Raw genomic sequence first — 26529 nt, forward strand, 5'->3', positions numbered from 1 at the left:
GCACATGCACCAATCCACACGACCCAGCCAGCGGCTGCACCTGATACTTCTCGGCGTAAAAGATGTAGCCGCATCCGTTCATTTCTATGAGTCCCTTGGCTGGCGGAAGTCGGCCAGCAGCAGCGAGGGCTTCGTTAAGTTCGATCTTGGCGGCTTTGCCCTCTGCCTGATCGAACGCGAGGCATTTGCTCGGGATGCCTTATCGCCCACCTCTTGGGGCAGCGGGTTTGCCGGTGTAGGCCTGGTTTACCTGGCTAAGACCGCCGAGGAGGTTCCGCAAATCCTGGCGCAGGCGGTTGAAGCAGGGGGCGAATTAATCAAACCTGCCACCCGGACTGACTGGGGCGTCGCCGGATATTTCAAAGATCCCGACGGGCATCTGTTCGAAGTCGATTACGAAGACGGATGGGTGCTGGATGCGGATCACAGGTTGGTTGTCGCGTGATGCCAGCGCAGGCTGAGGCGCCGCCTGGCGAAGTTGGGCATTGAGATATAGGACCGCGATGTCGACTTTGTACGACGCAGATGTTGCTCCCGATCCCCGTGAATGGCTTGCATTGCCGGAGCTGGAACGATTACGCCTGGTGCAAAATTACCACGTTGCAGCGAAGGTAAGAGGCGGTGGCATGAAATTCCATGCCGTGTCTCATGCGATCGTGGAGACTCAGATCGCACAGGGCTATGGGCCGAGTAAGCGCGCCATTGCCCGTCTACAGTCCGAGGGACTATCCCGGCATGAGGCCCTGCATGCGATTGCTGCGGTCAATTTCCAGTTTGCCGGGGAGCTGCTGCAGGGCCAGACTGAGGAGCAGCGTGCGTCGTTCCAGTCCAGGAAGAACCAGGCAACTGACGCGCTCCATGCCACTCGGCTTGGTGGTGATAAAGTACGCGATACTCAGACTGAACGCGAGGGGACAGACAACCATGAGCGAGAATAAGACTAAAGCCACTGGGGCGAGTGTCGAGGAGTATCTGGCGTCCAGGGCCACCGAGCAGCAGCTGGCGGATTGCCGGGAGCTGATTGACTTGTGCAAGAAGGCCACCAGCCAGCCGCCGAAGATGTGGGGGCCGAGTATCGTGGGCTTTGGCGTCTACCGCTATACCTATGACAGCGGCCGCACCGGCGAGGCGCCGTTGGCGGGTTTTGCGGTGCGCGGGCGGGAACTGGTGGTGTACCTGTCCTGCGAGGCGGGCGAGGGCGAGCTGCTGCAGCGGCTCGGGAAACACAAGATGACCAAATCCTGCCTGTACTTCAAGAAGCTGGATGACCTGGACCGCAAGGTGCTCGAGCAAATTATCGTCAAGTCGATCGAGGACACGCAGCGGCGTTACCCGTAGCCGGCAATCTATAATTGGCGGATTAGAACAAAATCAGGAAACATTGAATGTCCGCAGTTCCACCGGCACTGGCCACGCACTCCCTCCCAACTCCACCGAGTATCCGCCGCAGCCAGACCCTGGCGCTTGTCATGCTGGTGGTCTGTGGCGTCATCAACTACCTGGACCGCGCGACGCTGGCGGTAGCCAATGAGTACATCCGGGCCGACCTTGGGCTGTCGCTGGGCGAAATGGGCGTGCTGCTGTCGGCATTCTCGTGGAGCTATGCGCTGTGCCAGCTGCCGGTTGGTGCGCTGGTCGACAAGATCGGGCCGCGCTGGCTGCTTGGGGCGGGACTGGTACTGTGGTCGGTGGCGCAGATGGCGGGCGGCTTCGCGGCGACCTTCAGTTATTTCGTCGTGGCGCGCATTGTGCTGGGGATCGGCGAGGCGCCGCAATTCCCATCGGCGGCGCGGGTGGTGAGCAACTGGTTCCCGCTGCGCGCGCGCGGTACGCCGACTGGCATCTATAACTCCGCTTCGCCGCTTGGCGTGGCGCTGGCGCCTTTGCTGCTGCCGCCGCTGATCGCGGCGACCAGCTGGCATTGGGCGTTCTTCGTGACCGGCGCCATGGGACTGGTGGCGGCCGTGGTCTGGGTATCGCTGTATCGCGATCCCGTGAAGGCGGAGATGTCGCCGGAGGAGCGGGCTTACCTGGAGCAGGGTGAGAGCAGTGCGCCTGCACCGAAAACCAGTTTCGCGGCCTGGTGCGCGCTGTTCCGCTACCGCGTGACCTGGGGCATGATGCTGGGCTTCTTTGGCTCGGTCTACCTGAACTGGGTCTATCTCACATGGCTGCCGGGCTATCTGCGCACCGAACGCAAAATGGATCTGGCCATGGCCGGCCTGGCTGCCGCGGTGCCGTTCCTGTGCGGTTTTGCCGGCGCCCTGATCGCCGGCTGGGCCTCGGACCGCATTACACGCAACGCCATGTCGCCCATCAAGGGCCGCCGCAATGCGGTGGTGGTGGCGACCTTGGGCATGGTGGCATTTACCATTCCGGCGGCGCTGGCGGAGAGCAATGTGGTGGCGGTGGCCTGCATTTCCATGGTGATCTTCCTGGCCAATGCTTCATCGGCTTGCGCCTGGTCGCTGGCGACGGTGGCAGCGCCACGCAGCCGTATCGCCTCGCTGGGTGCGATCCAGAACTTTGGCGGCTTCCTGGGCGGTGCGCTGGCACCCGTGCTCACCGGTTACATTGCGCAAAGCTGGTCCTTCGCGCCGGCACTGTTGACCGGCGCGGCGATTGCTTTCTTGGGCGCCATGTCTTACCTGTTCCTGGTGACGCGCCCAATTCCCGAGGAAAACTGATGCGCGGCGCCGTGCTGGGCTTCCTTGGTGGGATGCTCGCCGTGGCATGGTGGATCGGGGGCGTCATCGGCTGGCAGCAGAGCCATTTGTGGCCAGCCTGGCTGGCCGTGCCGCTGGGCGCGGCGATGGGGCCGCTGTTCGTGATCGAGGACTTGATTACTCTCGCTGAAGGTGCTCGCCATCCGTTAACGGCGTTGCCGCAGGCGTTGGTGGGCGGCGCGATCGGCGGGCTGCTGGGGTGTTTGCTGGTGCGGCTGAAACGGAAGTGATATGGTGAAGGGGCAATCTTGAGAAAGGTGGGCCGTCTTATGCGCAAACTCGCTTGCATTCTGATGCTTCCTGCCGCCTCCGCAGCTTGGGCTGCCGAACCGCCGCCGCTGGCGCAATTCGGCTGGTTCTCGGACATGGTCGGCTCATGCTGGGCCGGCACTTTGCCCGATGGGAAAACGCTGCACACCCACTGCTACACGGAGCAGTTCGGGCGCTTCATTCGCGGTACCTCGAATTTATCGATCGGTTTCCAGGGCGATTCGCTGTTTGCGTGGAATGGGGCGGAGCGCCGCATCGACTATTACGTCTGGGGTTCTGACGGCAACCATTCGCGCCAGGAGGCAAACTACGAGGGCGAGCGGCTGGTATTCCCGATGCGCAGCCGAAAAGAACCGTCCAAGGTTGCGTTTCGTTCGGTCTGGAAGCGTATCGATGCCAATTCCTTTGAGGTCAGCCGCGAAGTGCCGGACGGCGATGGCTGGAAGAGCGAGTTGACGGTCCTGTACCGCCGGCAGGCGCCAAAATGAACGCCCGCCGCTGGCTGCTTGGCGCGGCCACACACCTGCTGGCCCTGGGCGCCGGTTTTGCGCTGGGCGTCTACCTGCTGCCGATCCTGATCGCGCCGCAGGCTCCCAGTGCGCAGGCGGTGCGCAGCGAGGCGGCGGCAGCCCGCTATAGCGGCACCTTCCGGCGTGACCTGAAAGACAGTGACGCCCTGCACTGGGGCGAGGGCAAGGTGTCGGTGACGCCGGCCTCGGTGATCCTGGACGGCGAGCTGGCGCCGGGGCCGGACTATAAGCTCTACCTGTCGCCCGAATACCTGGAAACCGAGGCGGACTTCCACCGCCTCAAGCCCGCCATGGTGCGGGTCGGCGACGTGAAAACCTTCAATAATTTCGTGGTGCCGCTGCCGCCCGGCGTCGACCCGGCCCGCTACACGACGGTAGTTGTCTGGTGTGAAACGTTTGGACAGTTCATAACGGCAGCGAAGTACCGCTAACAGGTACAATGCCGGGATGAGCATCCAGACCGACAACTTCACCGAACAGCGCATTATCGATGCGGCACCGTCCTCCCCCAACGAGGAGGCGATCGAGCGCGCCTTGCGCCCCAAGCACCTGGATGAATACGTCGGCCAGGCCAAGATCCGCGACCAGCTGGAAATCTTCATTTCCGCCGCCCGCAAGCGGAGCGAGGCGCTCGACCATACTTTGCTGTTCGGCCCTCCCGGCCTGGGCAAGACCACGCTGGCCAACATCATCGCACGCGAGATGGGCGTCAACCTGCGCCAGACTTCCGGCCCGGTGCTGGAGCGCCCGGGCGACCTGGCGGCGATCCTGACCAACCTGGAAGCCAACGACGTCCTGTTCATCGACGAGATCCACCGCCTGTCGCCGGTGGTCGAGGAAATCCTGTATCCGGCGCTGGAGGATTACCAGATCGATATCATGATCGGCGAGGGCCCTGCCGCGCGCAGCGTCAAGCTGGACCTGCAGCCCTTCACCCTGGTCGGGGCCACCACCCGTGCCGGCATGCTGACCAACCCGCTGCGCGACCGTTTCGGCATCGTGGCGCGCCTGGAGTTCTACACCACCGAGGAGCTGGCGAAAATCGTCAGCCGCAGCGCCGCCCTGCTGAAGGCGAATATCGACGACGGCGGTGCGGTGGAAATCGCACGCCGCGCGCGCGGCACGCCGCGTATCGCCAACCGCCTGCTGCGCCGGGTGCGCGACTATGCGGAAGTGAAGGGCAACGGCGACATCACGCGCGAGCTGGCCGATGCCGCGCTGCGCATGTTGGATGTCGATCACGTAGGCTTTGACGTCATGGACCGCAAGCTGCTGGAGGCCGTGCTGTACAAATTCGGCGGTGGCCCGGTCGGCATCGGCAACCTGGCCGCTGCAATCGGCGAGGCCGCGGATACCATTGAGGACGTATTGGAACCTTACCTGATCCAGCAGGGCTACCTGCAACGCACGCCGCGCGGCCGCGTCGCCACGCCGCAGGCTTACCAGCATTTCGGCGTCAACCCGCCGCGCAGCAATGCCTCCGGGGACCTGTGGGATGCGTAAGCTCGCCGCGCTGGGTGCGGCAGTCCTGACTGCCGCCGCCGCACATGCTGCGACGCCGGTGCAGGGCTTCGCCATCAAGGCTACTTATCCGCATGATCCGCAAGCCTTCACCCAGGGCCTGTTTTTCAAGGACGGCTTCCTGTGGGAGAGCACCGGCCAGTACGGCGCATCGTCGGTGCGCAAGGTGGAGCTGGCGACCGGCAAGGTGCTGCAAAAGCGCGAGCTGCCGGAAAAGGTATTCGGCGAAGGCATTGCGCCGCACGGCGACAGCATCGTCGGCATCACCTGGATGAACCAGGCCGGCTATGTGATGGACCAGGGCAGCATGGCCATCAAGGGCACCTTCAATTACATGGGCGAGGGCTGGGGCCTGACCAGCGACGGCGAGCGCCTGTACATGAGCGACGGCACGCAGGAGATCCGCGTGCTCGATCCCAAATCGTTCGGCGAACAGCGCCGCATCAAGGTCACGGTCGATGGCCAGCCGCTGCTGCGCATCAATGAGCTGGAGTGGGTGGAAGGGCAGATTTACGCCAATGTCTGGCAGTCCGACCGCATCGCGCGCATCGACCCGTTCAGCGGCAAGGTACTGGGCTGGATCGACCTGTCCGGCCTGGCCGCCACCGCCAAGGCGGGCAAGGATGTCGACAATGTCCTGAACGGAATCGCTTACGACGCCAAGTCGCGCCGCCTGTTCGTGACCGGCAAGCGCTGGCCGAAGCTGTTTGAGATTGAACTGCGTCCCAAACGTTGAAGTAACTATTAGTAGGCTTGCTTAACAAGCATTTCCGCGTAAAAATAGGGCAACTACCTTTCCCTGCGGAGACTCGCTGTGCTTGCACGTTCCAGTAGCCTGTTCTGGAAGCTGTTTCTGCCAATTGGCGCGTTGCTGGTCTTGTGCGGTCTGGTCGTTTCGGCACTATTGCCGATCCTGATCACGGAAAATGCGGAGCGCGACGCGGTGGACGGGGCGCAGGCCACCGTGCGTCAGTTCCTGGTGCTGCGCAAGTACTACACCGAGAACGTGGCAGCGCGCGTGCTGGCGCATTCCGACATGCAGGTGGACCCGGATTACCGCAACAAGGAAAATGCCATCCCGCTGCCGGCCACCATGATCCACGACCTGAGCGCGCTGATGCAAGGCAGCGGCACGTCGGTCAAGCTTTACAGTCCCTTTCCCTTCCCGCAGCGGCGCGAGCGCGCCAGCGACCAGTTTGCGCAGGACGCCTGGAGCTATCTGCAGAAAACTCCCGACGGCGTGTTCTCGCGTACTGAAACCGTGAATGGCAAAACCACGGTGCGCGTGGCGCTGGCCGACCGCATGAGCGCCCAGGCTTGCGTGGCCTGCCATAACAGCCATCCGCAAAGCCCGAAGACCGACTGGAAGCTGGGCGATGTGCGCGGCGTGCTGGAAGTGAATTCCACGCGCGAGGCAGCCAGCGCGGCGCGCATTGCGAGCTGGGTCATGATCGCGCTGGGTGCCACGCTGCTGCTGGTGGCGGTGGCCTTGCGCGTGTTCTACCAGCGTAATGTGGCGCAGCCGTTGCACCGTGCGCTGGACTCTGCGCGCGCCCTGGCCGGCTCGCGCGCGGGCCATGTGAACGCGGTGCAGGCGGTGGCGGACGGGAACCTGGAACATGACTTTGCGCCGGCGCCGTTGCCACAGATTGATTTGCGCGGCGTAGCGCATGACGAAGCGGGCGATTTGCTGCAATCGGTGGCTGCACTGGCGGAGGCGCAGCACAGCTTTGACCAGGCCTTCGCCCAGATGACGCAGGCCCTGCGCGCCAGCAACCTGGCCGAGCGTGAACGCGACTGGCTCAAGTCGAGCCAGAATGAACTCAATACCGTGATGCGCGGCGAGCAGGAACTGGCCGAGCTGGGACAGCGCATCCTCACCTATGTAGCGGAGCGCCTGGGCGCGCGCGTTGGCTCGCTGTATGTGGATGAAGGGCAGGGCCAGGGCATGCGGCTGCTGGCGGGCTATGGGCTGGTGCAGGGGCAGCACCCGGCGCAGCTGGTGCCGGGCGAGGGGATGGCGGGGCAGGCGCTGCGCGATGGCAAGCGCGTGCTGCTGGATGCGGCGCCGCCGGGCTACCTGTCGATCGGGTCGGCGCTGGGTAGCGCGGGACCTTCGTCGGTGCTGGTGCTGCCGCTGCAGCATGGCCGCAATATGGTGGGCCTGATGGAGCTCGGTTCGTTCCGGCCCTTCAGCGACAACGAGCTGGCTTTTGTGGATTCGTGCGCCGAGGTGATGGCGATCGGGCTGGAAGTGAATATCACGCGCCAGCGGACGCGGGCCTTGCTGGCCGAGACGGCGCAGCAGGCGGAGGAATTGCGGGTGCAGCAGGAGGAACTGCAGCAAAGTAATTCCGAGCTGGAGGAGCGCGCCGACCAGCTGGAGCGGCAGCGCGAGGAGATCCAGCGGGTCAGCGCCTACAAGAGCGAATTCATGGCGAATATGTCGCATGAGCTGCGCACGCCTTTGAATTCGATGCTGATCCTGTCGTCGCTGCTGCGCGAGAACAAGGGACGCAACCTGGACGAGCGGCAGCTGGAATACGCCGGCACCATCCATAACGCGGGGCGCGACCTGCTTAACCTGATCAACGATATCCTGGACCTGGCCAAGATGGAGGCGGGCAAGGTGGAGCTGCATATCGAGCCGGTGGAGCTGGCCGGCTTGTGCGATGAACTGGTGGCGCAGTTCCGGCCGCAGGCGGAGCAGAAGGGGCTGGTCCTGCAGGTGGAGCGTGCGCCGGGAACGCCGCAGTCGGTGCCGATGGACCGGCAGCGGGTGCAACAGGTGCTGCGCAACCTGCTGGCGAACGCCTTGAAGTTCACCCACGCCGGCAGCGTTGTGCTGCGGATCGCGGTGGTCGGGGAGCAGCTGTCGTTTGCGGTCAGCGATACGGGAATCGGCGTGCCGGCCGATAAGCAGGTGATGATCTTTGAGGCGTTCCGGCAGGCGGACGGCAGCATCAGCCGCCATTACGGCGGCACGGGGCTGGGCTTGTCAATTTCGCTGCAGCTGGCCCGCACCATGGGTGGGGCGCTGCACTTGCATAGCAAGGAGGGCGAGGGCAGCACGTTTACCTTCATGCTGCCGCTGCAGCCGGAGGCTGGCGGCGCGCCGGGCGCAGCTGCGTGGCCGGGAGCGGGTCAGCCGGCGCTTACGGCCGGCGCGGCGGGCTTGGATGCTGGTGCGGCGGCGGCAGTGCGCGGGACGGACCTTGTCGGCCGCCGCATCCTGATCGTGGAGGACGACCCCGTCTTCGCGGGGATATTGGCTGACCTGGTGCTGGCGCGCGGCTACCAGCCCATGGTGGCGTCCGACGGCGAGCAAGGCCTGGCGCTGGCGCGCTACGAAGCGCCGCATGCCGTGCTGCTGGACGTCATGATGCCCGGCATGGACGGCTGGGAAGTGATGCGCCAGCTGCGCGAAGACCCGCGCACCTGCCACCTGCCGGTGCACTTCATCACCTGCCTGGACGAACTGCAGCGCGCGCGCGACCTGGGCGCCATCGGCCTGCTGACCAAGCCGGCCACGCCGGAGCAGCTGGCGCAGGTGTTCGACACCGTTGAAAGTGCCTGGGCCGCTACGCTGAAGCGCGTGCTGGTGGTGGAGGACGACGAAGGCCAGTTGAGCAGCCTGGCCGCCCTGCTGGCAGCGCGCGATGTGGAAGTGGTGCGCGCCCGTGGCGGACGCGAAGCGCTGCAGCTGCTGCAGCAAAGCCATTTCGACTGCATGGTGCTCGACCTGGGGTTGCAGGACATGTCGGGCTACGCCGTGCTGGAGCAGCTGCAAGCCAACCCGCAATTGCGCCAGCTGCCGGTGGTGATCCATTCCGGCCAGGACCTGAGCCGCGAGCAGCTGCGCATGCTGAACCGCTACGCGCGCAGCGTGATCATCAAAGGCACCCACAGCCCGGAACGCTTGCTGGGCGAAGTGCAGCTGTTCCTGCATAGCGTGGAGAAGGGCGACCGCGGCGTGCAGCAGGAGCCGTTCGCGCTTGCAGGCTGCAAGGTTCTGGTGGTGGACGACGATATGCGCAACCTGTTCTCGCTGGCCAGCTTGCTGGGCGAACGCGGCGTGCAGGTGGTGGAGGCGGAGCATGGCCTGGAGGCGCTGGAAAAGCTGAAGGACGAGGAAAACTTCGACGCCGTGCTGATGGATATAATGATGCCGCAGATGGATGGTTATGAAGCGATGCGGCGGATCCGCGCCGACGCGCGCTTCAAGGACCTGCCAATCATCGCGATGACCGCCAAGGCCATGCCCGGCGACCATCAGAAATGCCTGGAGGCGGGCGCCAGCGATTACCTCGCCAAGCCGATTGACACCCAGCAGCTGTTGTCGCTGCTGCGGGTCTGGATAAGACGCCAGGGGAGCGCATGAACCGCAAGATTCCAGTGCTGATGGTCGACGACCGGCAGGAAAACCTGACGGCGCTGGCGGCGCTGCTGGAAGACATGCCGCTGCCGCTGGAACTGGTGCCTGCCTTGTCCGGCAATGAGGCACTACGCCAGTCGCTCAAGCGCGATTTCGCCGTGGTGCTGCTGGACGTGCAGATGCCGGAGATGGACGGCCTGGAAACGGCCGAGCTGCTGCGCGCCAACCCGCGCACGCGCCACTTGCCCATCATCTTCGTCACCGCCGGCCTGCACGACCGCGTGCGCCAGTTCAAGGGCTACGAAATGGGCGCGGTGGATTTCCTCAACAAGCCGATCGAGCCGGCGGTGCTGCGCAACAAGGTGGCGGTGCTGTGCGAGCTGTACGCCAAGGTGCAGGAGCGCACCCAGGCGCTGCACGAATCGGAGCGGCGCCTGCGCATGGTGATCGATAGCGCCAGCGAAGCCTTCATCGGCAGCGACGCCCACGGCTTCGTCACCGACTGGAACCATGCGGCGGAAGAGCTGTTCGGCTGGCGCCGCGACGAGATGATGGGCCAGCCGTCCAGCCGCGTACTGCTGGCGCAGCAGGGCGGCGGGCAGCGCGGCCGCCACCGCGATGGGCGCGAGTTCGATATCGAGGTGTCGCAGTGGCAGGTGCCGCAATCGCAGCCGCCGGCCTATGCCGCCCTGGTGCGCGACATCACCCAACGCAAGGAGGCGGAGGAGGCGCGTAGCTGCGAGCTGCGCCAGGCCTTGCAGCAGATCGTGGAGCAGGAAAAGATGGTGGCGCTGGGCAGCATCGTGGCCGGCGTGGCGCACGAACTGAATACCCCGCTGGGCAACCTGGTGCTGCTGGCCACCGCCCTGCGCGACCGGATCAGCGAGATGGCGGACCGTGCGCTGGAAGGCAAGCTGACACGTTCCGGCCTGGTGACTTCGGCCACCGAGTGCCGCGAGGCCGGCGATGTGCTGGTGCGCAGCGCCGGCAAGGCGCGCGAATTGATTGAAAGCTTCAAGAACGTGGCGGTGGACCAGACCAGCCAGCGCCGCCGCCAGTTCGACCTGCACACCTGCCTGCACGACATCCTGGTCACGCTGGGCCGCATGACGCGCCAGGCCAATGTGGCGGTGGAGCTGCACGTGCCGCCCGGTGTGCTGATGGATTCCTATCCCGGCCACCTGGAGCAGATCTTCAACAACCTGATCGTCAACTCCATCCTGCACGGTTTTGAAGGGCGCAGCGGCGGCAAGGTGACGATTGCCGCCAGCGTGGACGGCGAACATATCCGGCTGGTGTACAGCGACGACGGCGTCGGCATCGCGCCCGAACTGCAACAGAAAATCTTCGAACCCTTCTTCTCCACCAAGATCGGCGCCGGCGGTTCCGGGCTGGGCATGTATATCGTGAACAACCTGGTGTGCGGCGCGCTGCAGGGCAGCGTGAGCCTGAGCAGCGCACCCGGCCAGGGCGTGCGCTTCGAATTCATGCTGCCGCAAACGGCCGGCTAGCTACTGGCGGTAGCCCGGGTCCAGCCGGTCCAGTTTGCGCAGCAGCGCCGGCCATACCAGCGCGCCGCCGACACCCTGCACCTTGAGCGCCTGGCCGATGCCGTCGACGATCGGCTGCGGGATGTGCACCAGTTCCGCGCCGCCGGCTTGCGCCGCGACCTGGATCTGGCAGGTGGTCTCGAACGCATACATGGCCAGGAAGGCGTCGGCCACCGTCGGGCCGACGGTCAGCAGGCCGTGGTTGCGCAGCATGTAGAAGGTGGCGTGGCCCAGGTCCTGCTGCAGGCGCGGCTTTTCATCCTCGCGCACTGCCACCCCCTCGTAATCATGGTAGGCCAGCGACGACAGCACAAAGGTCGACTGCTGGCTGATCGGCAGCACACCGGCCTTCTGCGCGCTGACGGCGACGCCGGCGCGGGTATGCGTGTGCAGCACGCAGCCCACGTCCTCGCGCGCGGCGTGGATGCAGCTGTGGATGGTGAAGCCGGCAGGGTTGACCGGGTAGGGGCTGTCATCGAGCTTGTTGCCCTGCTGGTCGACCTTGACCAGGCTGGAGGCCGTAATCTCGTCGAACAGCATGCCGTAAGGGTTGATCAGGAAGTGGTGCTCGGGGCCCGGGATGCGTGCGCTGATGTGGGTGAATACCAGGTCGCTCCAGCCATGCAGCGCCACCAGGCGGTAGCAGGCCGCCAGGTCGATGCGCAGTTGCTTTTCGTGGTCGTTCATTTCAGTGCGGCCTCGTAGTTGCTGTTGCGTATGCTGGGTAGGATAGCATCGCTTACTGACGCGGCATCTCGGTGCCGGCCAGCTGCGACAGGATGGCGCGCGCCGCCTGCAGCACGCGCTGGGCGCCGGGCGACAGGGTGCGGCCGCGCAGGCGGATGGTGGCGATGTCGGCGTACACCGGCGGCAGCGGCACCGGCAGCTGCTTCAGGCGTCCCAGCTCGGCCGCCTCTGCCAGCGCCGCATGGCTGGACAGCAGCAGCAGGTCGCTTTCAGCCGCCACGTCGACCAGGGTGTGGATGCTGTCGCAACTGAGCACGATCGGCAGGTCGCGTCCCGGCGGCAGGCGGAACAGCTTGTTCAGCTGCGTCATCAGCACTTCCGGGATGGTGGGCGCCGCCATGCCGTAGGGCAGCAGCTCGGTCGGCGTCACGTCGCTGCGTTCCAGCAGCGGGTGGCCGGGGCGGCAGTAGATGCCGCCGTACTGGCGGCACTCGTGGGTGATGATCAGGTCTTCGGCCGCCTCGATCAGGCGCACGTCGGACATGAAGAATTCCAGGTCTTCGGCGCGCAGGTGGTCCAGCAGGTAGCTGGAGTTGTTGATCGCCACCGACAGCGTGATGCCCGGCTGGTCGGCGCGCACCTGGCGCAGCATGCGCGGCAGCAGGGCGCCGGAGTGCAGCGGGCCGATGCCGAAGGCCACCTGGCCGCTGTCTCCATTTCGCAACAGTGCCAAGTCGTGCTCCATGTTGCGTACATCAAACAGCAAACGGCGCGCATGGTTGAAAAATGCCGCGCCCGCCACCGTCACCGCCACATTGCGGTTGCCGCGGTCAAACAGCAGGAAGCCCAGCTCTTCCTCGAGGGTCTGCACCGCCCGCGACAGAGCGGGCTGGCTGATGCTGACGCGCTCGGCCGCACGCACGAAATTGCCTTCGTCCGCTACCGCCAGGGCGTAGCGCAGGCGCTTGAAATCCATGAAAGACCCCTTGTATGCACGTTATGCATTTGACGGATAAAAACAATGCATTGGACGAATAGTAGTGCAAATTACATACTCCATTCAACGACAGCGTTAATAAAACGCGGCGCAAACTGGAGACACTGTGATGAATGTTCAGGAATTCGACTATGTAGTCGTAGGGGCTGGCTCGGCCGGCTGTGTGGTAGCCGCCCGCTTGACGGAAGACCCGAACATTTCGGTTTGCCTGCTGGAAGCGGGCGGCCCGGACAGCAGCGTGCTGATCCACGCGCCGGCCGGGGTGGTGGCGATGCTGCCGACCAAGATCAACAACTACGGCTACCAGACCGTACCCCAGCCCGGCCTGGGCGGCCGCCGCGGCTACCAGCCGCGCGGCAAGACCCTCGGCGGTTCCAGCTCGATCAACGCCATGCTGTATGTGCGCGGCCACCGCTGGGACTACGACCACTGGGCGGGCCTGGGCAACGCCGGCTGGACCTACGATGAGGTGCTGCCGTACTTCAAGCGCTCCGAAGGCTGCGAACTGTTCCTGGGCGACCCTTACCACGGCAACCACGGCCCGTTGGGCGTGACCTATCCGCGCCACAGCAGTCCGCTCAACGAGATGTTCATGCAGGCTTGCGCGCAGAACGGCATCCAGCCGACCGCCGACTACAACGGTGCGCAGCAGGAAGGCAGCTTCCCTTACCAGGTCACGCACCGCAACGGCGAACGTTGCAGCGCGGCCAAGGCCTACCTGACGCCGAATATGGCGCGCCCCAACCTGAAAGTGGTGACGCACGCCACCACCACCCGCATCCTGATGGAAGGCAAGCGCGCGGTCGGCGTCGAATACCTGCAGGGCAACGAGACCTGCCAGGTGCGCGCCCGCAGCGAAGTGATCGTCTCCGGCGGCGCTTTCGGTTCGCCGCAGCTGCTGATGTTGTCCGGCATCGGCCCGGTCGACGAGCTGCAGCGCCACGGCATCGCGCCGCGCCATGTGCTGGCGGGCGTGGGCCAGAACCTGCAAGACCATATCGATTACGTACAGTCCTACCGCACGCGCTCCAACGCCGACACTTTCGGCGTATCGGCGGCCGGCGGCTACCACATGGCCAAGGCGGTCGGCGAATGGCGCAAGCTGCGCAGCGGCATGGTGACCAGCACCTATACCGAGGCGGGCGCCTTCTTCCGTAGCGCGCCGGAGGTGGAAGTGCCGGACCTGCAGCTGGTGTTCGTGCTGGCCATCGTCGACGACCATGCGCGCAAGATGCACCTGGGCCACGGTTTCTCCTGCCATGTTACCGTGCTGCGCCCGCACAGCACCGGTACCGTGGGCCTGGAGAGCAATGACCCGCGCCAGGCGCCGCGCATCGACCCGCGCTTCTTCTCCGATGAACGCGACCTGGAACTGCTGGCCACCGGCGCCCAGAAGCAGCAAGCCATCATGGAATCGGCGCCGTTCGACGCCATCCGCGGCAAGATGCTGTACCAGGTGGACCGCCAGGACCGCGCAGCGCTCAAGGCCGATATCCGCCGCCGCGCAGATACCCAGTACCACCCGGTGGGCACCTGCAAGATGGGCCCGGCCAGCGACCCGCTGGCGGTGGTCGACGAACGCTTGCGCGTACACGGCATTGCCGGGCTGCGCGTGGTCGATGCGTCGATCATGCCTAGCCTGGTAGGCGGCAACACCAACGCTCCTTCCATCATGATCGGCGAGAAGGCGGCCGACATGATCCGCGCAGATGCGCGCACAACCACCACCAGCCTGGATACCGCAGAGGTTTAAGATGAAACGCATGAACGCCATTGCCCTGGCAGGGGCCCTTGCTTGCGCATTTGCGCATGCAGCCGACGTCGGCCCGCAGGCGGCCTCGCGCCACACCGCGCAAGCCAACCGCGCATTCGGCGCCCAGCTGCCGCTGGCCGACCAGGCCGACTTCGAGGCGGCGTCGCGCGGCCTGTTGGCGACCCTGCCGGCGGGCACCAGGATCGCCGATGCGCAAGGCAAGGTGGTGTGGGATACCGCGCGCTATGACTTCATGAAGGGCGCGGCGCCGGATTCGGTGAATCCCAGCCTGTGGCGCCAGGAGCAGTTAAACAATATCCACGGCCTGTTCAAGGTGACCGAGGGTGTGTACCAGCTGCGCGGCTATGACGTCTCGAACATGACCCTGATCGCCGGCAAGACCGGCTGGATCGTGGTCGATCCGCTGACCACCTCCGAAGTGGCCAAGGCCGCTTTCGCGCTGGCTCAGGAAAAACTGGGCGCGCGCCCGGTCAGCGCCGTTATCTTCACCCACGGCCATGCCGACCACTTCGGCGGCGTCAACGGCATCGTCCCTGCGGCGGATGCGGCCAAGGTGCGGGTGATCGTGCCGGACGGCTTCATGGAGTCGGCGCTGGCGGAGAACGTCCTGGCCGGCAACGTGATGACGCGCCGCGCGCAATACCAGTTCGGCATGACCATGCCGACCGGCGAACGCGGCGCGGTCGGGGTCGGCCTGGGCAAGGCGGTAGCCGGCGGTACCATCGGGATCCTGCCGCCGACCGACGTTGTCACCAAATCGGGGCAGGAACTGGATGTCGATGGCGTGCGCATGGTGTTCCACATGGCGAACGGCTCCGAGGCGCCGGCCGAGTTCATGTTCTACCTGCCGGAACTGAAGGCGCTATGCCTGTCCGAAGTGGTGAGCTCTACCATGCACAATATCTACACCCTGCGCGGCGCCAAGGTGCGCGACGCGCTGGCCTGGAGCAAATACGTCAACCAGCTGCTGGATGCCTTCCCGCAGGCGGAGATTGCATTCCGCAGCCACCACTGGCCGGTGTGGGGCCAGGGCAAGGTGCAGCACCACCTGGCGCAGCAGCGCGACATGTACCGCTTCATCCACGACCGCGCGATGGGTATGGCCAACCAGGGCGCCACCATGTCCGACCTGGCCAACGCCGACTTCTACCCGAAAGGCCTGCAGCAGGACTTTTCGACCCACGGCTACTACGGCACCCTGAGCCACAACCTGCGCGGCGTGTACAACTTCTACCTGGGCTTCTACGACAGCAACCCGGCCACCCTCAATCCGCTGCCGCGCCAGGAGCAGGGCAAGCGCTACGTGGAAGCGATGGGCGGCGCCAAAGCGGTGCTGGCGAAAATGCGCAAGGCCATCGAGGCTGGCGACTATCGCTGGGCCACTGAAATGGGCAGCCATCTGGTGTTTGCCGAGCCAGGCAACCGCGCCGCACGCCTGTTGCAGGCCGACGCGCTGGAGCAACTGGGATACCAGGCGGAATCGGGCGTATGGCGCAACCAGTATCTGACCGCAGCCAAGGAGCTGCGCGCCACCGGTCCGCTGCCTGCCTCGCCGCTGTCGGTGGAAATGCTGGCCAAGCTGCCGCTGGAAAGCGTGTTCGACATCCTGTCGGTGCGCCTGGACCATCAGAAAATGGACGGCGCCAAGGCCAGTATCAACCTGCATATCAGCGACACCAAGGAGGACTTCGCGCTGGAATTGTCCAACGCGGTGCTGAATAATGCACCGGGCCGCAAGCTGGCCAAGGCCGATGTGTCGCTGTCGCTGCCGCGCCAGGCGCTGTTTGGCCTGCTGCTGGGCAAGCTGCAGCTGCAGCAGGCGGTCGATGCCGGCATCGTCAAGGTGGAAGGCGATCCGCGCGCGTTGGCCAAAGTGTTCGGCGGCCTGCGCGAATTCGATCCGGCGTTCAATATCGTGACGCCGGCCGTCAATGTACCTAATTCGCTGGGCCAGCCATGAACGCACCGCAGCATACCCAGGCTAGCGCGATGGCCGAAGTGCTGGAAATCCAGCGCGCCGCCTTTGCCGCCGACATGCTGCCTTCGGCCGCGATCCGGCGCGAACGGCTGCAGCGGCTGCACGCCCTGGTGGCCGACAACGAGGAAGCCATCCTGGATGCGATCAGCGCCGACTTCGGCGGCCGCTCGCGCCAGGAGATGGTGCTGACCGAGCTGTTCATCGTGCGCTCGGCGATCCGCCAGCAGCGCCACAAGCTGGGGCGCTGGATGCGCCCGCGCCGGGTGGCGACGCCGCTGCACATGCTGCCGGGCAGCAGCCAGCTGATGCCGCAGCCGCTGGGCGTGGTGGGCAATATCGTGCCGTGGAATTACCCGCTGCAGCTGGCGCTGGTGCCGGCGGCGGCCGCACTGGCGGCCGGCAACCGCGTGATGATCAAGCCGAGCGAACTGACGCCGGCCTTTTCGCGCCTGCTGGCGCAGCTGGCGGCCCGCTACTTCCATCCGTCCGAGCTGGCGGTGGTCGAAGGCGGGGTGGAGGTCAGCCGCGAATTTTCCGCGCTGCCGTTCGACCACCTGGTGTTCACCGGTTCCACCGCCGTCGGCCGCCAGGTGGCGCTCGCCGCGGCGCACAACCTGACCCCGGTCACCCTGGAATTGGGCGGCAAGTCGCCCGCCATCATCGACGACAGCTGCGACCTGGCCGAGTCGGCGCCGCGCCTGACCTTTGGTAAGCTGTTCAACGCCGGCCAGACCTGCGTGGCGCCGGACTACGCGCTGGTGCCGCGCGCGCGCGTGGCCGACTTCGTGCGCGAAGTCAGCGCCGCCGCCGCCGCCATGTACCCGCAGTTCGGCGGCAATGAGCAATACACCAGCATCATCAGCGAACGCCATCACGCGCGCCTGCAGCAGCTGGTGCGCGATGCGGAAGCGCAGGGCGCCACCGTGGTGCGCCTGGGCGAGGGCAGCGGGCGGCGCATGGCGCCGGTGCTGCTGCTGGACGTGACGCCGGACATGGCAGTGATGCGCGAAGAGATCTTCGGCCCGCTGCTGCCGGTGGTGCCGTATGACACGCTGCAGCAAGCCATCGCCTTCATCAACGAGCGCGAACGCCCGCTGGCGCTGTACTGGTTCGGCCGCAACCGCAGCAATTGCAGCAAGGTGCTGAAGTCCACCATTTCCGGCGGCGTCACCATCAACGACGCGCTGTGGCACGCGGCGCAGGAAAACCTGCCGTTTGGCGGCGTCGGCGCCAGCGGCATCGGCGCCTACCACGGCGAGCATGGCTTCCTGGCCTTCTCCAAGCAAAAGCCGATCTACCGCCAGGCGCGCCTGAACGGTTTCGGCCTGTTCCGACCACCTTACGGCCGCGTGTTCGACGCGCTGGCCGGCTTCCTGAAGCGCCATATGTAATGGGTACGACCATGCAAGCCTTGATGCAAGACCAGCCTTTGCTGATTTCCTCGCTGCTGCAGCATGCGGAACGCGTGCACCCGCGCGCCGAGATCGTGTCGCGCCTGTGCGAAGGCACGCTGCACCGCAGCAGCTACGGCGAAGTGGGGCGCCGCGCGCGGCGCCTGGCCAATGCGCTGCAAGCGCTGGGGGTGGGCATGGGCGACCGCGTCGGCACCCTGGCCTGGAATACGCACCGCCATATGGAGCTGTATTTCGCCGTGTCCGGCATGGGCGCGGTACTGAACACCATCAACCCGCGCCTGTTCCCGGAACAAGTCGAGTACATCGTCAACCACGCGCAGGACCAGGTGCTGTGCTTCGACATCACCTTCGCCCCGCTGGTGGCGGCGCTGGCGCCGCGCCTGGGCTGCGTGCGCGCCTTCGTCTGCATGACCGAGCGCGCCCATATGCCGGCCGGCCTGCCGGAGGGCACGCTGTGCTACGAGGAGCTGCTGGAAGGCGCGTCCGAGGAATTCAGCTGGCCGCAGTTCGACGAACGCAGCGCCTCGGCGCTGTGCTACACCTCCGGCACCACCGGCAACCCGAAGGGCGTGCTGTACTCGCACCGCTCGACCTACCTGCACTCGATGGGCCTGTGCCAGGCCAGCACCGCCGCCATCTCGCACCGCGACAGCTGCCTGGTGGTGGTGCCGCTGTTCCACGTGAACGCCTGGGGCATGCCCTATGCTGGTGCAATGAGCGGCGCCAAGCTGGTGCTGCCGGGCCCGGGCCTGGACGGCAAGAGCATTTACGAATTGATGCGCGGCGAGCGCGTGACCATGGGCCTGGGCGTGCCGACCGTCTGGCTGGGCCTCCTGAACCATGTCGACAGCGAAGCGCGCCCGGCGCTGCAGGAACTCTGCCTGGACCGCCTGCTGTGCGGCGGCTCGGCGATCCCGCCGGTGATGTTCACGCGCGTGCGCGCCACCTTGGGCGCGACTTTGATGCAGGCCTGGGGCATGACGGAGATGTCGCCGCTCGGAACGGTATGCAATTTGTTGCAAACACACGACAACGCCAGCGAAGAAGAAAAGCTGCGCGTGCAGGCGCGCCAAGGGCGCCCGGCCTGCGGCGTGGAGCTTGCATTGAAGGACGAAAACGGCCAGCGCCTGCCGCATGACGGCGTGGCGTCGGGCCGCCTGATGGTGCGCGGACCGTGGATTTTGTCGGGCTATTACGGCAGCGATGCGCCGGTGCTGGACGAAGAAGGCTTCTTCGATACAGGGGATATCGCCAATATCGACGGCGACGGCTACCTGCAGATCACCGACCGCGCCAAGGACGTCATCAAGTCCGGCGGTGAATGGATTTCATCGATCGATGTCGAGAACGCGGCGATGGGCCACCCCGATGTGGCGGCTGCCGCGGTGATCGGCATCCCGCATGAAAAATGGCAGGAACGCCCGTTATTAGTGGTTGTTCCGCGTAATGGCAGTTCCCCCGCGCGCGATGAAGTGTTAGGCTACCTTGCCAGCCGCGTAGCGAAATGGTGGCTTCCGGACGATGTGGTGTTCGTCAGCGAGCTGCCGGTTTCGGCCAACGGCAAAGTGCAGAAGATGAAATTGCGCGAGCAGTTTAAGCAGTATAAGAAAGCAGTATAAAAAAGCTGGACATCAAAAGCTGTAAAAACCAAAGGAGACACAAGGATGACGAGGAAGTACAACCGTACCATGGCACTCGCTGTGGCGGCGGCGCTGGCAGCCCCACTGGCGCACGCAGATACCTTCACCACCGACAATGGCCTGGAAGGGCGCTGGTCCCTCAGCGCTTCGGTCGGCACCAGTATCCGGATGAAGGATGCAGACAAGAACCTGATTTCCACCGTCAACGGCGGCACGGCAGGCGCCGGCGCCGATGACGGCAACCTGAACTTCAAAAAGCATGACGCCTACTCGACCGTCGGCAAGCTGACCGGCGAATTCGAGCTGAAAGGCGAAAACTACGGCGTCTTCATGCGCGCCTTCGCCTGGTACGACTACACGCTGAAGAGCCACAATATGCCGCACGGCAGCTTCAACAACGGCTACGTGCCGGGCGCTGAGCTGAGCGACAAGAAATTCGACAAGCTGTCCACCTTCGACGGCGCGGCCCTGGCCGATGCCTACGTGTTCGCCAACTGGGACCTGGGCGGCAAGCCGGTCAGCGTCAAGCTGGGTAACCAGGTGATCAACTGGGGCGAGAGCCTGTTCGTGCCGGGCGTGAACGCCATGGGCGCGTTCGACACCAGCGCGGCGCGCCGCCCTGGCGCCCAGGTGAAAGAGATCCTGCGTCCGCAGCCGGCCCTGATGGCCAATATCGGCCTCGGTAACGGCCTGTCGATGGAGGCGTTCTACCAGCTGGGCTGGCGCCAGAGCGTGGTGGACGGCTGCGGCACCTACTGGTCGGCTGCCGACTCCCTGAACTGTAACAACGGCACCGTGCTGTTTGGCGACGGCACCAAGATGAATGACCGCGGCCAGTACAACGGCGCGCCATTCCTGGCCGCGCTGCCGGCCGCGCTGGATCCGGTGCTGGCCTCGCTCGGCCTGTCGCGCTCCATGCCGCTGAACTTCCGCATGACCACCGCGCAGAAGATCGAGCCGAAGGATTCCGGCCAGTTCGGCGTCTCGAGCCACTACTTCGCCGACGCGATTTCGACCGACTTCGGCGTCTACTTCGCGCGCTACCACAGCCACTCGCCGATCGTGTCCGTCATCAAGCAGCCGTCGGAACTGCCGTCGGTGTGGTCGGGCAAACTGGCGCAGCTGGTCAAGGCGGTGCCGCAGCTGGCCGCTTCGCTGGGCACCCTGGGCGTGCTGCCAGCCGGTAATATCGTGTGGGACTACAGCGGCGAGAACGTCAAGACCCTGGGCCTGTCGGCCGCCACCGAACTGGCCGGCTTCTCGGTGTTCGGTGAAATCTCCCGCACGCGCGACATCCCGGTCCAGATCAACGCGATCGACATGCTGGTCGGCACCGCGCTGGGCATCGGCCCGCAGGCGTCGTGGGCCGCCATCGCGCGCAACCCGGCCCTGCCGACCGGCTATGTGCTGCACGGCTACGACCGCAAGGACAAGACCCAGGCGCAGGTGTCCTTCATCCGCGTGTTCCCGCAGCTGATGGGCGCCGATTCCCTGACCCTGCTGGGTGAGGTGGCCGGCCAGAAGTGGAGCGGCATCGGCGATCCGAACACCAGCACCCGCTATGTGCGCGGCTTCGGCTACAACTTCGGCCCGACCAAGGCCCTGGGCGGCACCTGCGGCCCGGCCGGCATCCAGCCGAACGCCTCCTACTGCGAGAACGAAGGCTACGCCACCAGCAGCGCCTGGGGCTACCGCCTGTCGGCTGAAATGCTGTTCCCGAACGCCATCGCCGGCGTCAACCTGAAGCCACGCCTGTTCTTCTCGCACGACGTGAAGGGCTACGCAGCGGACAACCTGTTCGTGGAAGACCGCCAGACCCGCAGCATCGGCCTGCGCGCCGACTACAACCAGCGCTACTACGCGGACCTGAGCTTCACCAGCTATAACAAGAAGGCCAAGTACGACCAGTTCCACGACCGCGACAATATGTCGTTCGTGATTGGCGCCAACTTCTAATAAAGAGACATAGGAGACACGATGAAGATGATGAAGCAAAGCTTGCTGGCCGCAGCGCTGACGTGCATCGCGGGCAGCGCCCTGGCCGGCCTGTCGCAGGCCGAGGTGGACCGCTTGGGCAAGGACCTGACCCCGGTCGGCGCCGAGAAGGACGGCAACAAGGCCGGCACCATCCCGGCCTGGACCGGCGGTATCACCAAGGCGCCGGCCGGCTATGACCCTACCAAGGGCTATGCCGACCCGCTGCCGAAGGAAGCGCCGCTGTACACCATCACCTCGGCCAATATGGACAAGTACAAGGACGTGCTGACCCCGGGCCAGATGGAGATGCTGAAGCGCTATCCGACCTACAAGATGAACGTCTACAAGACCTACCGTACTGCCGGCTATCCGCAGAACGTGTACGACACCATCAAGGCGGAAGCGACCAAGGCCGACCTGACCGGCGGTGGCAACGGCGTGACCGGCATCGCCAAGACCACGGTGCCGTTCCCGATCCCGAAAACCGGCGTGGAAGTGATCTGGAACCACCTGATGCGCTACCGCGGCGGCACCATCGAGCGCAACACGGCCGAATTCCCGGTGCAGACCAACGGCGCCTTCACGCCGGTGACCCGTACCGAGAAGGTGGCCTTCGCCCAGAGCATGAGCAACGCGGAACCTAACCGCCTACTGTACTACATGGCGACCCTGACCGGCCCGTCCTCGGTGGCCGGCGACGCGCTGCTGGTGGTCGACCCGCTCGACCAGGTGAAGGAGTCGCGCATGGCGTGGACCTACAATCCGGGCCAGCGCCGCGTGCTGCGCGCACCAAACGTGGCGTATGACTCGCCAGGCCAGGGCGCGGACGGCCTGCGTACCACTGACGACTACGACGGTTTCAACGGCGCGCCTGACCGCTATGACTGGAAGCTGGTAGGCAAGAAGGAGATGCTGATCTCCTACAACAACTACAAGCTGACCGACAAGTCGATCAAGTACGCCGACGTGGTGCGTCCGGGCCACATGAACCAGGACCTGGTGCGCTATGAACTGCACCGCGTGTGGGTGGTGGAAGCGACCCTGAAGAAGGACAAGCGCCACATCTACGCCAAGCGCGTGTTCTACGTGGACGAGGACAGCTGGCAGGTTGCCCACACCGACGCCTATGACGGCCGTGGTGAACTGTGGCGCGTGCACGAGATCGGCGGCATCCAGTACTACGATGCGCAGACCCACTACTTCGCCAACGAAGTGTTCTACGACCTGCAGGCGCGTCGCTACCTGTTGTCCGGCATCTCCAACCAGGAGAAGCCGATGAAATTTGGTGTGAAGCTCGATCCGTCGAACTTCACGCCAGATACGCTGCGCCGCTCTTCCAACTAAGAGTGGTGTAGCGGGTTTGGGGGTGTCTCTTTGGGCGCTCGTCTTTGACCAGGCGAAGCGCCCTTTTTTTCCCTAGGAAAAGCATGAATAAAGTATTGATACAAGCTGGTGCGGTCCTGCTGGGCGCATTGGCTGGCTTGCCGGCGCAGGCAAAAGATCCGCTGCAAACGCCGGCCCGCATGTCGGCGCGCGCGCCGAAAGCCATGCTGACGGCCATGGCGCTGGCGGGCCAGCGCACCGTGGCGGTGGGCGAACATGGCATCATCCTGGTGCGCGACGGCGGCGAAAAAGCGGCCTGGCAGCAGGCCAAGGTGCCGGTCTCGGTCACCCTGACCGACGTGGCGTTCGCCAACGGCCGCGATGGCTGGGCGGTGGGCCACGACGGCGTGATCCTTTCCACCAACGACGGCGGGGCCCAATGGACGACCCGCTTTGACGGCAACAAGGCCAATACCCTGATGCTGGCGGATGCCAAGGCAGCAGTGGACAAGGCGCAGGCGACCGGCGGCGACAAATTGATGGACGCCGAGAACGCGCTGGGCGATATCGAAGCGGCGGCCAAGTTCGGCCCGTCGCGCCCTTTGCTGGGCGTATGGTTCCGCGATGCCAAGACCGGCTACGCGGTGGGCGCATACGGCCAGGCTTTCCGTACCACGGACGGCGGCATCAACTGGACTTCGATGGGCGCCGGCTTGCCGAACCCTGAAGGCCTGCACTACAACGCGATTGCCGGCGGCCCCGGCAACCTGCTGGCGATTGCCGGCGAAGGCGGCTACATCTACCGTTCGCTGGACGGCGGCAACGCCTGGCAGCGCATCGAGACCGGCTACAGCGGCCAGTTGTACGGCGTGCTGTTCACGGGCCGCAGCATGCTGGCCTACGGCTTCGGCGGCCATGTGTTCCGCAGCGAAGACGGCGGCGCCACCTGGCGCGAAACGCCGGCCGTGACCAAGAAGAGCCTGATCGGCGCCACCCTGCGCGGCGCCAGCATCGTGCTGGCGGCGCAGGATGGCGCGCTGCTGCAAAGCGATGACGACGGCGCCAGCTTCCGCCTGGTGCGCCAGGGCGATGCGGTGGCGACGGCCGGCATGCTGGCACTGAACGGCACCGTGCTGCTGTCGGGCATCGGCGGCGTGCGCGCCGCACAACTGGAGGGCGCGAAATGAAGCGCGACGACGAGAAAACCTGCAAGGTAGCCGAGGAAGGCCACCAGCGCTTCACCTCGGTCGAGCACTGGCTGGAGCCGCGCCTGTTCCAGCACCGCTTTGTCATCATGATCCTGTTCCTGCTGGCGTCGGTGCTGTTCGCCTGGCAGGCGGCGCTCTTGAAGCCGGACGCCAGCTTCCAGAAGATGGTGCCGGCCACCCACCCGTTCATCGCCAACTACCTGAAATACGAGAACGAGTTGCGCCCGCTGGGCAACAATATCCGTATTGCGGTGGAAGCCAAGAACGGCGACATCTACTCGAAAGAGTACCTGGACACCCTGAAGGCGGTGACCGATGAAGTGTTCTACATCCCGGGCGTGGACCGCGGCAACCTGAAGTCGCTGTGGACCCCGAACGTGCAGTGGATGGAGGTCACCGAGACGGGCCTGAACAGCGGCCAGATCATCCCGCAGGGCTTCGACGGCTCGCCGGCCATGCTGGACGAGGTGCGCGCCAATATTGCCCGTTCCGGCCGCATCGGCAGCCTGGTGGCGGCCGACCAGAAGTCCACCATCGTCCAGGTGCCGCTGCTGGAGATCGATCCGGACAAGGGCACCAAGCTCGATTACGGCCTGTTCTCCGAGCGCCTGGAAAAGCTGGTGCGCGACAAGTACGAAGCGCAGGGCGTGAAGATCCATATCGTCGGCTTTGCCAAGGTGGTGGGTGACCTGATCCACGGCGCCAAGGCGATCGGCCTGTTCTTCGCCATCACCTTCGTGATGACGGTGGTGCTGCTGCTGTGGTACTCGCGCTGCTGGAAGTCGACCCTGGTGACGGTGTTCTGCTGCTCGCTGGCGGTGATCTGGCAGCTCGGCATCGTGCGCCTCTTGGGCTTTGGCCTGGACCCGTACTCGATCCTGGTGCCGTTCCTGACCTTTGCCATCGGCGTGTCGCACGCGGTGCAGAACATCAACACCATGGCCACCGAGCGCCTGGCGGGCAAGTCCAATATGGAAACCGCCAAGCAGACCTTCCGCCAGCTGTTCATCCCGGGCACCATCGCGCTGTTGTGCGACGCGGTCGGTTTCTCGACCCTGCTGGTGATCGAGATCGGCGTGATCCGCGAGCTGGCCATTTCCGCTTCGGTCGGCGTGGCGGTGATCGTGCTGACCAAGATGTTCCTGCTGCCGATCCTGATGTCGTATGTGGGCGTGACCGACGCCTGCCTGCGCCACCAGGCGAAAAAGGCGCAGAGCGACCACCGCTTCATGCGCATGCTGTCGCGCTTTGCCGAACCGAAGTTCGCCAAGATTGCGGTGCTGGGCGCCGTGGCGATTTTTGCCACCGCCTTCGTGCTGAACCGCGACCTGAAGATCGGCGACCTCGATCCGGGCGCGCCGGAGCTGCGGGCCGACTCGCGCTACAACCGCGACAACGCCTACATCACCGGCCACTACTCGACCAGCTCCGACGTGTTCGTGGTGATGGTCAAGACCCCGGCCGGCGAATGCGGCGCTTATCCGACTGCCGAAGTGGTGGACCGCTTCCAGTGGGAGATGGAGAACGTGGCCGGCGTGGAATCGACCACCTCGCTGTTTACCATCCAGAAGAAGATCATCGCCAACGTCAACGGCGGCAGCCTGAAATGGCAGGCGCTGTCGCGCAACCGTTTCGTGTCCAATTCGGCGCAGCGCATGATCCCGTCCGAGCTGTATAGCAACGACTGCTCGATGCTGCCGGTGCTGGTGTTCCTGGCCGACCACAAGGCCGACACCCTGAGCCGCGTGGTGAAGGCGGCGCAGGCCTTCGCCGCCGAGAACAACACGCCGCAGGCGGAGTTCATCCTGGCGGCGGGCAACTCGGGCATCGAGGCGGCCACCAATATCGTGATCAAGCAGGCCGAGGTCATGATGCTGGTGCTGGTGTATGCCATCGTGGCGCTGCTGGTCTGGTGGGAATTCCGCTCGCTGCGCGTGACCATCTGCATCATGGTGCCGCTGTACATCACTTCCGCGCTGTGCGAGGCCATCATGGCCCAGCTGGGCCTGGGCGTGAAGGTGGCCACCCTGCCGGTGATTGCGCTCGGTATCGGTATCGGTGTCGACTACGGCATCTATATCTACAACCGCCTGCAGTGCTTCCTGGACCGCGGCATGGCGCTGAAGGAAGCCTACTTCGAGACCCTGAAGACCACCGGCGTGGCGGTGGCGCTGACCGGCGTCACCCTGGCGCTGGGCGTGCTGACCTGGGTCTGGTCGGACATCAAGTTCCAGGCCGACATGGGCCTGCTGCTGATGTTCATGTTCCTGTGGAATATGGTGGGCGCCATCATTATGATCCCCGCGCTGGCGGCCTTGTTGCTGCCGCGCCGCAGCACCCCCTGAGTCGAGGGGTGCGTGACGGGCCGGGCCCCCTCAGGATGACTGAGGGCCCCGGCCCTTTTTACAAGGAGACAAGGTTTATGCGGGTAGCAAACCGGATTGCCATCGGTTTTGGCAGCATTGTCCTGGTGGCCGTGGTGCTGTCGGCCGGCGGCTTGCGCGGCATGGTCGGCTCGCGCGACGAACACCTGGCGGCGCTGGCGCGCAACGACGCCG

21 protein-coding genes are annotated in these 26529 nt (G+C 65.1%); 19 read left to right on the top strand and 2 right to left on the bottom strand.

Features of this window, described 5'->3' with window-relative positions; all coding sequences use genetic code 11:
• The first annotated feature begins 4 nt into the window (after window positions 1-4).
• The 11 genes from AAHE99_RS18290 (at window position 5) to AAHE99_RS18340 (ending at window position 10933) form a co-directional block, all read left to right on the top strand.
• On the top strand, window positions 5-445 hold the full coding sequence (locus tag AAHE99_RS18290) for a VOC family protein (protein WP_342118776.1): 441 nt from the start codon (window positions 5-7) through the stop codon (window positions 443-445).
• 58 nt (window positions 446-503) lie between these two features.
• A complete protein-coding gene (locus AAHE99_RS18295) occupies window positions 504-938 on the top strand; it encodes a hypothetical protein (RefSeq protein WP_342118777.1) in 435 nt (144 codons plus the stop codon).
• The gene (locus AAHE99_RS18300; RefSeq protein ID WP_342118778.1) at window positions 925-1338 is read left to right on the top strand and encodes a DUF1801 domain-containing protein; all 414 of its coding nucleotides are present in this window, start codon (window positions 925-927) and stop codon (window positions 1336-1338) included. The genes AAHE99_RS18295 and AAHE99_RS18300 overlap by 14 nt, the downstream gene beginning before the upstream one ends.
• Before the next feature lie 47 nt (window positions 1339-1385).
• Window positions 1386-2687 carry an MFS transporter gene (locus AAHE99_RS18305; RefSeq protein WP_342118779.1) on the top strand — a complete coding sequence of 434 codons (1302 nt, stop codon included), beginning with the start codon at window positions 1386-1388 and terminating at the stop codon, window positions 2685-2687.
• On the top strand, window positions 2687-2956 hold the full coding sequence (locus tag AAHE99_RS18310; protein ID WP_342118780.1) for a hypothetical protein: 270 nt from the start codon (window positions 2687-2689) through the stop codon (window positions 2954-2956). The genes AAHE99_RS18305 and AAHE99_RS18310 overlap by 1 nt, the downstream gene beginning before the upstream one ends.
• 39 nt (window positions 2957-2995) lie before the next feature.
• Window positions 2996-3484: a hypothetical protein gene (locus tag AAHE99_RS18315; protein ID WP_342118781.1), complete on the top strand. Its 489-nt coding sequence runs from the start codon at window positions 2996-2998 to the stop codon at window positions 3482-3484.
• Complete coding sequence (locus AAHE99_RS18320; protein WP_342118782.1) at window positions 3481-3957, top strand: DM13 domain-containing protein; 477 nt, start codon at window positions 3481-3483, stop codon at window positions 3955-3957. Before AAHE99_RS18315 ends, AAHE99_RS18320 begins: the two co-directional genes overlap by 4 nt.
• Before the next feature lie 16 nt (window positions 3958-3973).
• On the top strand, window positions 3974-5029 hold the full coding sequence (gene ruvB / locus AAHE99_RS18325) for a Holliday junction branch migration DNA helicase RuvB (RefSeq protein ID WP_342118783.1): 1056 nt from the start codon (window positions 3974-3976) through the stop codon (window positions 5027-5029).
• Window positions 5022-5783: a glutaminyl-peptide cyclotransferase gene (locus AAHE99_RS18330; RefSeq protein ID WP_342118784.1), complete on the top strand. Its 762-nt coding sequence runs from the start codon at window positions 5022-5024 to the stop codon at window positions 5781-5783. Before ruvB ends, AAHE99_RS18330 begins: the two co-directional genes overlap by 8 nt.
• A gap of 78 nt (window positions 5784-5861) precedes the next feature.
• Entirely contained in the window at window positions 5862-9428 is a 3567-nt protein-coding gene (locus AAHE99_RS18335) for a response regulator (RefSeq protein ID WP_342118785.1), read from the top strand.
• Window positions 9425-10933 carry an ATP-binding protein gene (locus AAHE99_RS18340; RefSeq protein WP_342118786.1) on the top strand — a complete coding sequence of 503 codons (1509 nt, stop codon included), beginning with the start codon at window positions 9425-9427 and terminating at the stop codon, window positions 10931-10933. The genes AAHE99_RS18335 and AAHE99_RS18340 overlap by 4 nt, the downstream gene beginning before the upstream one ends.
• Here the strand turns inward: AAHE99_RS18340 and AAHE99_RS18345 are convergent, their stop codons facing one another.
• Window positions 10934-11659: a class II aldolase/adducin family protein gene (locus tag AAHE99_RS18345; protein ID WP_446728937.1), complete on the bottom strand. Its 726-nt coding sequence runs from the start codon at window positions 11657-11659 to the stop codon at window positions 10934-10936.
• A gap of 52 nt (window positions 11660-11711) precedes the next feature.
• Window positions 11712-12635, bottom strand: coding sequence for a LysR family transcriptional regulator (locus AAHE99_RS18350; RefSeq protein WP_342118787.1), 924 nt, complete (start codon window positions 12633-12635; stop codon window positions 11712-11714).
• Window positions 12636-12765: 130 nt separating this feature from the next.
• On the opposite strand from AAHE99_RS18350, the gene AAHE99_RS18355 reads away from it, so the two are divergent.
• From AAHE99_RS18355 to AAHE99_RS18390, 8 genes are all read left to right on the top strand, one after another.
• Entirely contained in the window at window positions 12766-14409 is a 1644-nt protein-coding gene (locus tag AAHE99_RS18355) for a GMC family oxidoreductase (RefSeq protein ID WP_342118788.1), read from the top strand.
• Between the two features lies 1 nt (window position 14410).
• Window positions 14411-16390: an alkyl/aryl-sulfatase gene (locus tag AAHE99_RS18360; protein WP_342118789.1), complete on the top strand. Its 1980-nt coding sequence runs from the start codon at window positions 14411-14413 to the stop codon at window positions 16388-16390.
• Window positions 16387-17799, top strand: coding sequence for a coniferyl aldehyde dehydrogenase (locus tag AAHE99_RS18365; RefSeq protein WP_342118790.1), 1413 nt, complete (start codon window positions 16387-16389; stop codon window positions 17797-17799). The genes AAHE99_RS18360 and AAHE99_RS18365 overlap by 4 nt, the downstream gene beginning before the upstream one ends.
• Window positions 17800-17810: 11 nt before the next feature.
• Window positions 17811-19442 carry a long-chain-fatty-acid--CoA ligase gene (locus AAHE99_RS18370; RefSeq protein ID WP_342118795.1) on the top strand — a complete coding sequence of 544 codons (1632 nt, stop codon included), beginning with the start codon at window positions 17811-17813 and terminating at the stop codon, window positions 19440-19442.
• Window positions 19443-19487: 45 nt separating this feature from the next.
• Window positions 19488-21419 carry a DUF1302 domain-containing protein gene (locus AAHE99_RS18375; RefSeq protein WP_342118791.1) on the top strand — a complete coding sequence of 644 codons (1932 nt, stop codon included), beginning with the start codon at window positions 19488-19490 and terminating at the stop codon, window positions 21417-21419.
• 21 nt (window positions 21420-21440) lie between these two features.
• Window positions 21441-22784 (top strand): DUF1329 domain-containing protein, encoded by a 1344-nt coding sequence (locus tag AAHE99_RS18380; protein ID WP_342118792.1) that lies wholly within the window; start codon window positions 21441-21443, stop codon window positions 22782-22784.
• Between the two features lie 83 nt (window positions 22785-22867).
• Entirely contained in the window at window positions 22868-23950 is a 1083-nt protein-coding gene (locus tag AAHE99_RS18385; RefSeq protein ID WP_342118793.1) for a WD40/YVTN/BNR-like repeat-containing protein, read from the top strand.
• Window positions 23947-26316 (top strand): efflux RND transporter permease subunit, encoded by a 2370-nt coding sequence (locus AAHE99_RS18390; protein WP_342118794.1) that lies wholly within the window; start codon window positions 23947-23949, stop codon window positions 26314-26316. The genes AAHE99_RS18385 and AAHE99_RS18390 overlap by 4 nt, the downstream gene beginning before the upstream one ends.
• The last annotated feature ends 213 nt before the right edge of the window (window positions 26317-26529 follow it).

This window comes from Pseudoduganella sp. OTU4001, from assembly GCF_038440195.1.
In the GTDB taxonomy this organism is placed as follows: Bacteria; Pseudomonadota; Gammaproteobacteria; order Burkholderiales; family Burkholderiaceae_D; genus Rugamonas.

Bases quoted from the DNA above. Each gene is read 5' to 3' on its own strand.
- AAHE99_RS18290 (WP_342118776.1), top strand. From the start codon at position 5: ATGCACCAATCCACACGACCCAGCCAGCGGCTGCACCTGATACTTCTC.
- AAHE99_RS18295 (WP_342118777.1), top strand. From the start codon at position 504: ATGTCGACTTTGTACGACGCAGATGTTGCTCCCGATCCCCGTGAATGG.
- AAHE99_RS18300 (WP_342118778.1), top strand. From the start codon at position 925: ATGAGCGAGAATAAGACTAAAGCCACTGGGGCGAGTGTCGAGGAGTAT.
- AAHE99_RS18305 (WP_342118779.1), top strand. From the start codon at position 1,386: ATGTCCGCAGTTCCACCGGCACTGGCCACGCACTCCCTCCCAACTCCA.
- AAHE99_RS18310 (WP_342118780.1), top strand. From the start codon at position 2,687: ATGCGCGGCGCCGTGCTGGGCTTCCTTGGTGGGATGCTCGCCGTGGCA.
- AAHE99_RS18315 (WP_342118781.1), top strand. From the start codon at position 2,996: ATGCGCAAACTCGCTTGCATTCTGATGCTTCCTGCCGCCTCCGCAGCT.
- AAHE99_RS18320 (WP_342118782.1), top strand. From the start codon at position 3,481: ATGAACGCCCGCCGCTGGCTGCTTGGCGCGGCCACACACCTGCTGGCC.
- ruvB (WP_342118783.1), top strand. From the start codon at position 3,974: ATGAGCATCCAGACCGACAACTTCACCGAACAGCGCATTATCGATGCG.
- AAHE99_RS18330 (WP_342118784.1), top strand. From the start codon at position 5,022: ATGCGTAAGCTCGCCGCGCTGGGTGCGGCAGTCCTGACTGCCGCCGCC.
- AAHE99_RS18340 (WP_342118786.1), top strand. From the start codon at position 9,425: ATGAACCGCAAGATTCCAGTGCTGATGGTCGACGACCGGCAGGAAAAC.
- AAHE99_RS18345 (WP_446728937.1), bottom strand. From the start codon at position 11,659: ATGAACGACCACGAAAAGCAACTGCGCATCGACCTGGCGGCCTGCTAC.
- AAHE99_RS18350 (WP_342118787.1), bottom strand. From the start codon at position 12,635: ATGGATTTCAAGCGCCTGCGCTACGCCCTGGCGGTAGCGGACGAAGGC.
- AAHE99_RS18355 (WP_342118788.1), top strand. From the start codon at position 12,766: ATGAATGTTCAGGAATTCGACTATGTAGTCGTAGGGGCTGGCTCGGCC.
- AAHE99_RS18360 (WP_342118789.1), top strand. From the start codon at position 14,411: ATGAAACGCATGAACGCCATTGCCCTGGCAGGGGCCCTTGCTTGCGCA.
- AAHE99_RS18365 (WP_342118790.1), top strand. From the start codon at position 16,387: ATGAACGCACCGCAGCATACCCAGGCTAGCGCGATGGCCGAAGTGCTG.
- AAHE99_RS18370 (WP_342118795.1), top strand. From the start codon at position 17,811: ATGCAAGCCTTGATGCAAGACCAGCCTTTGCTGATTTCCTCGCTGCTG.
- AAHE99_RS18375 (WP_342118791.1), top strand. From the start codon at position 19,488: ATGACGAGGAAGTACAACCGTACCATGGCACTCGCTGTGGCGGCGGCG.
- AAHE99_RS18380 (WP_342118792.1), top strand. From the start codon at position 21,441: ATGAAGATGATGAAGCAAAGCTTGCTGGCCGCAGCGCTGACGTGCATC.
- AAHE99_RS18385 (WP_342118793.1), top strand. From the start codon at position 22,868: ATGAATAAAGTATTGATACAAGCTGGTGCGGTCCTGCTGGGCGCATTG.
- AAHE99_RS18390 (WP_342118794.1), top strand. From the start codon at position 23,947: ATGAAGCGCGACGACGAGAAAACCTGCAAGGTAGCCGAGGAAGGCCAC.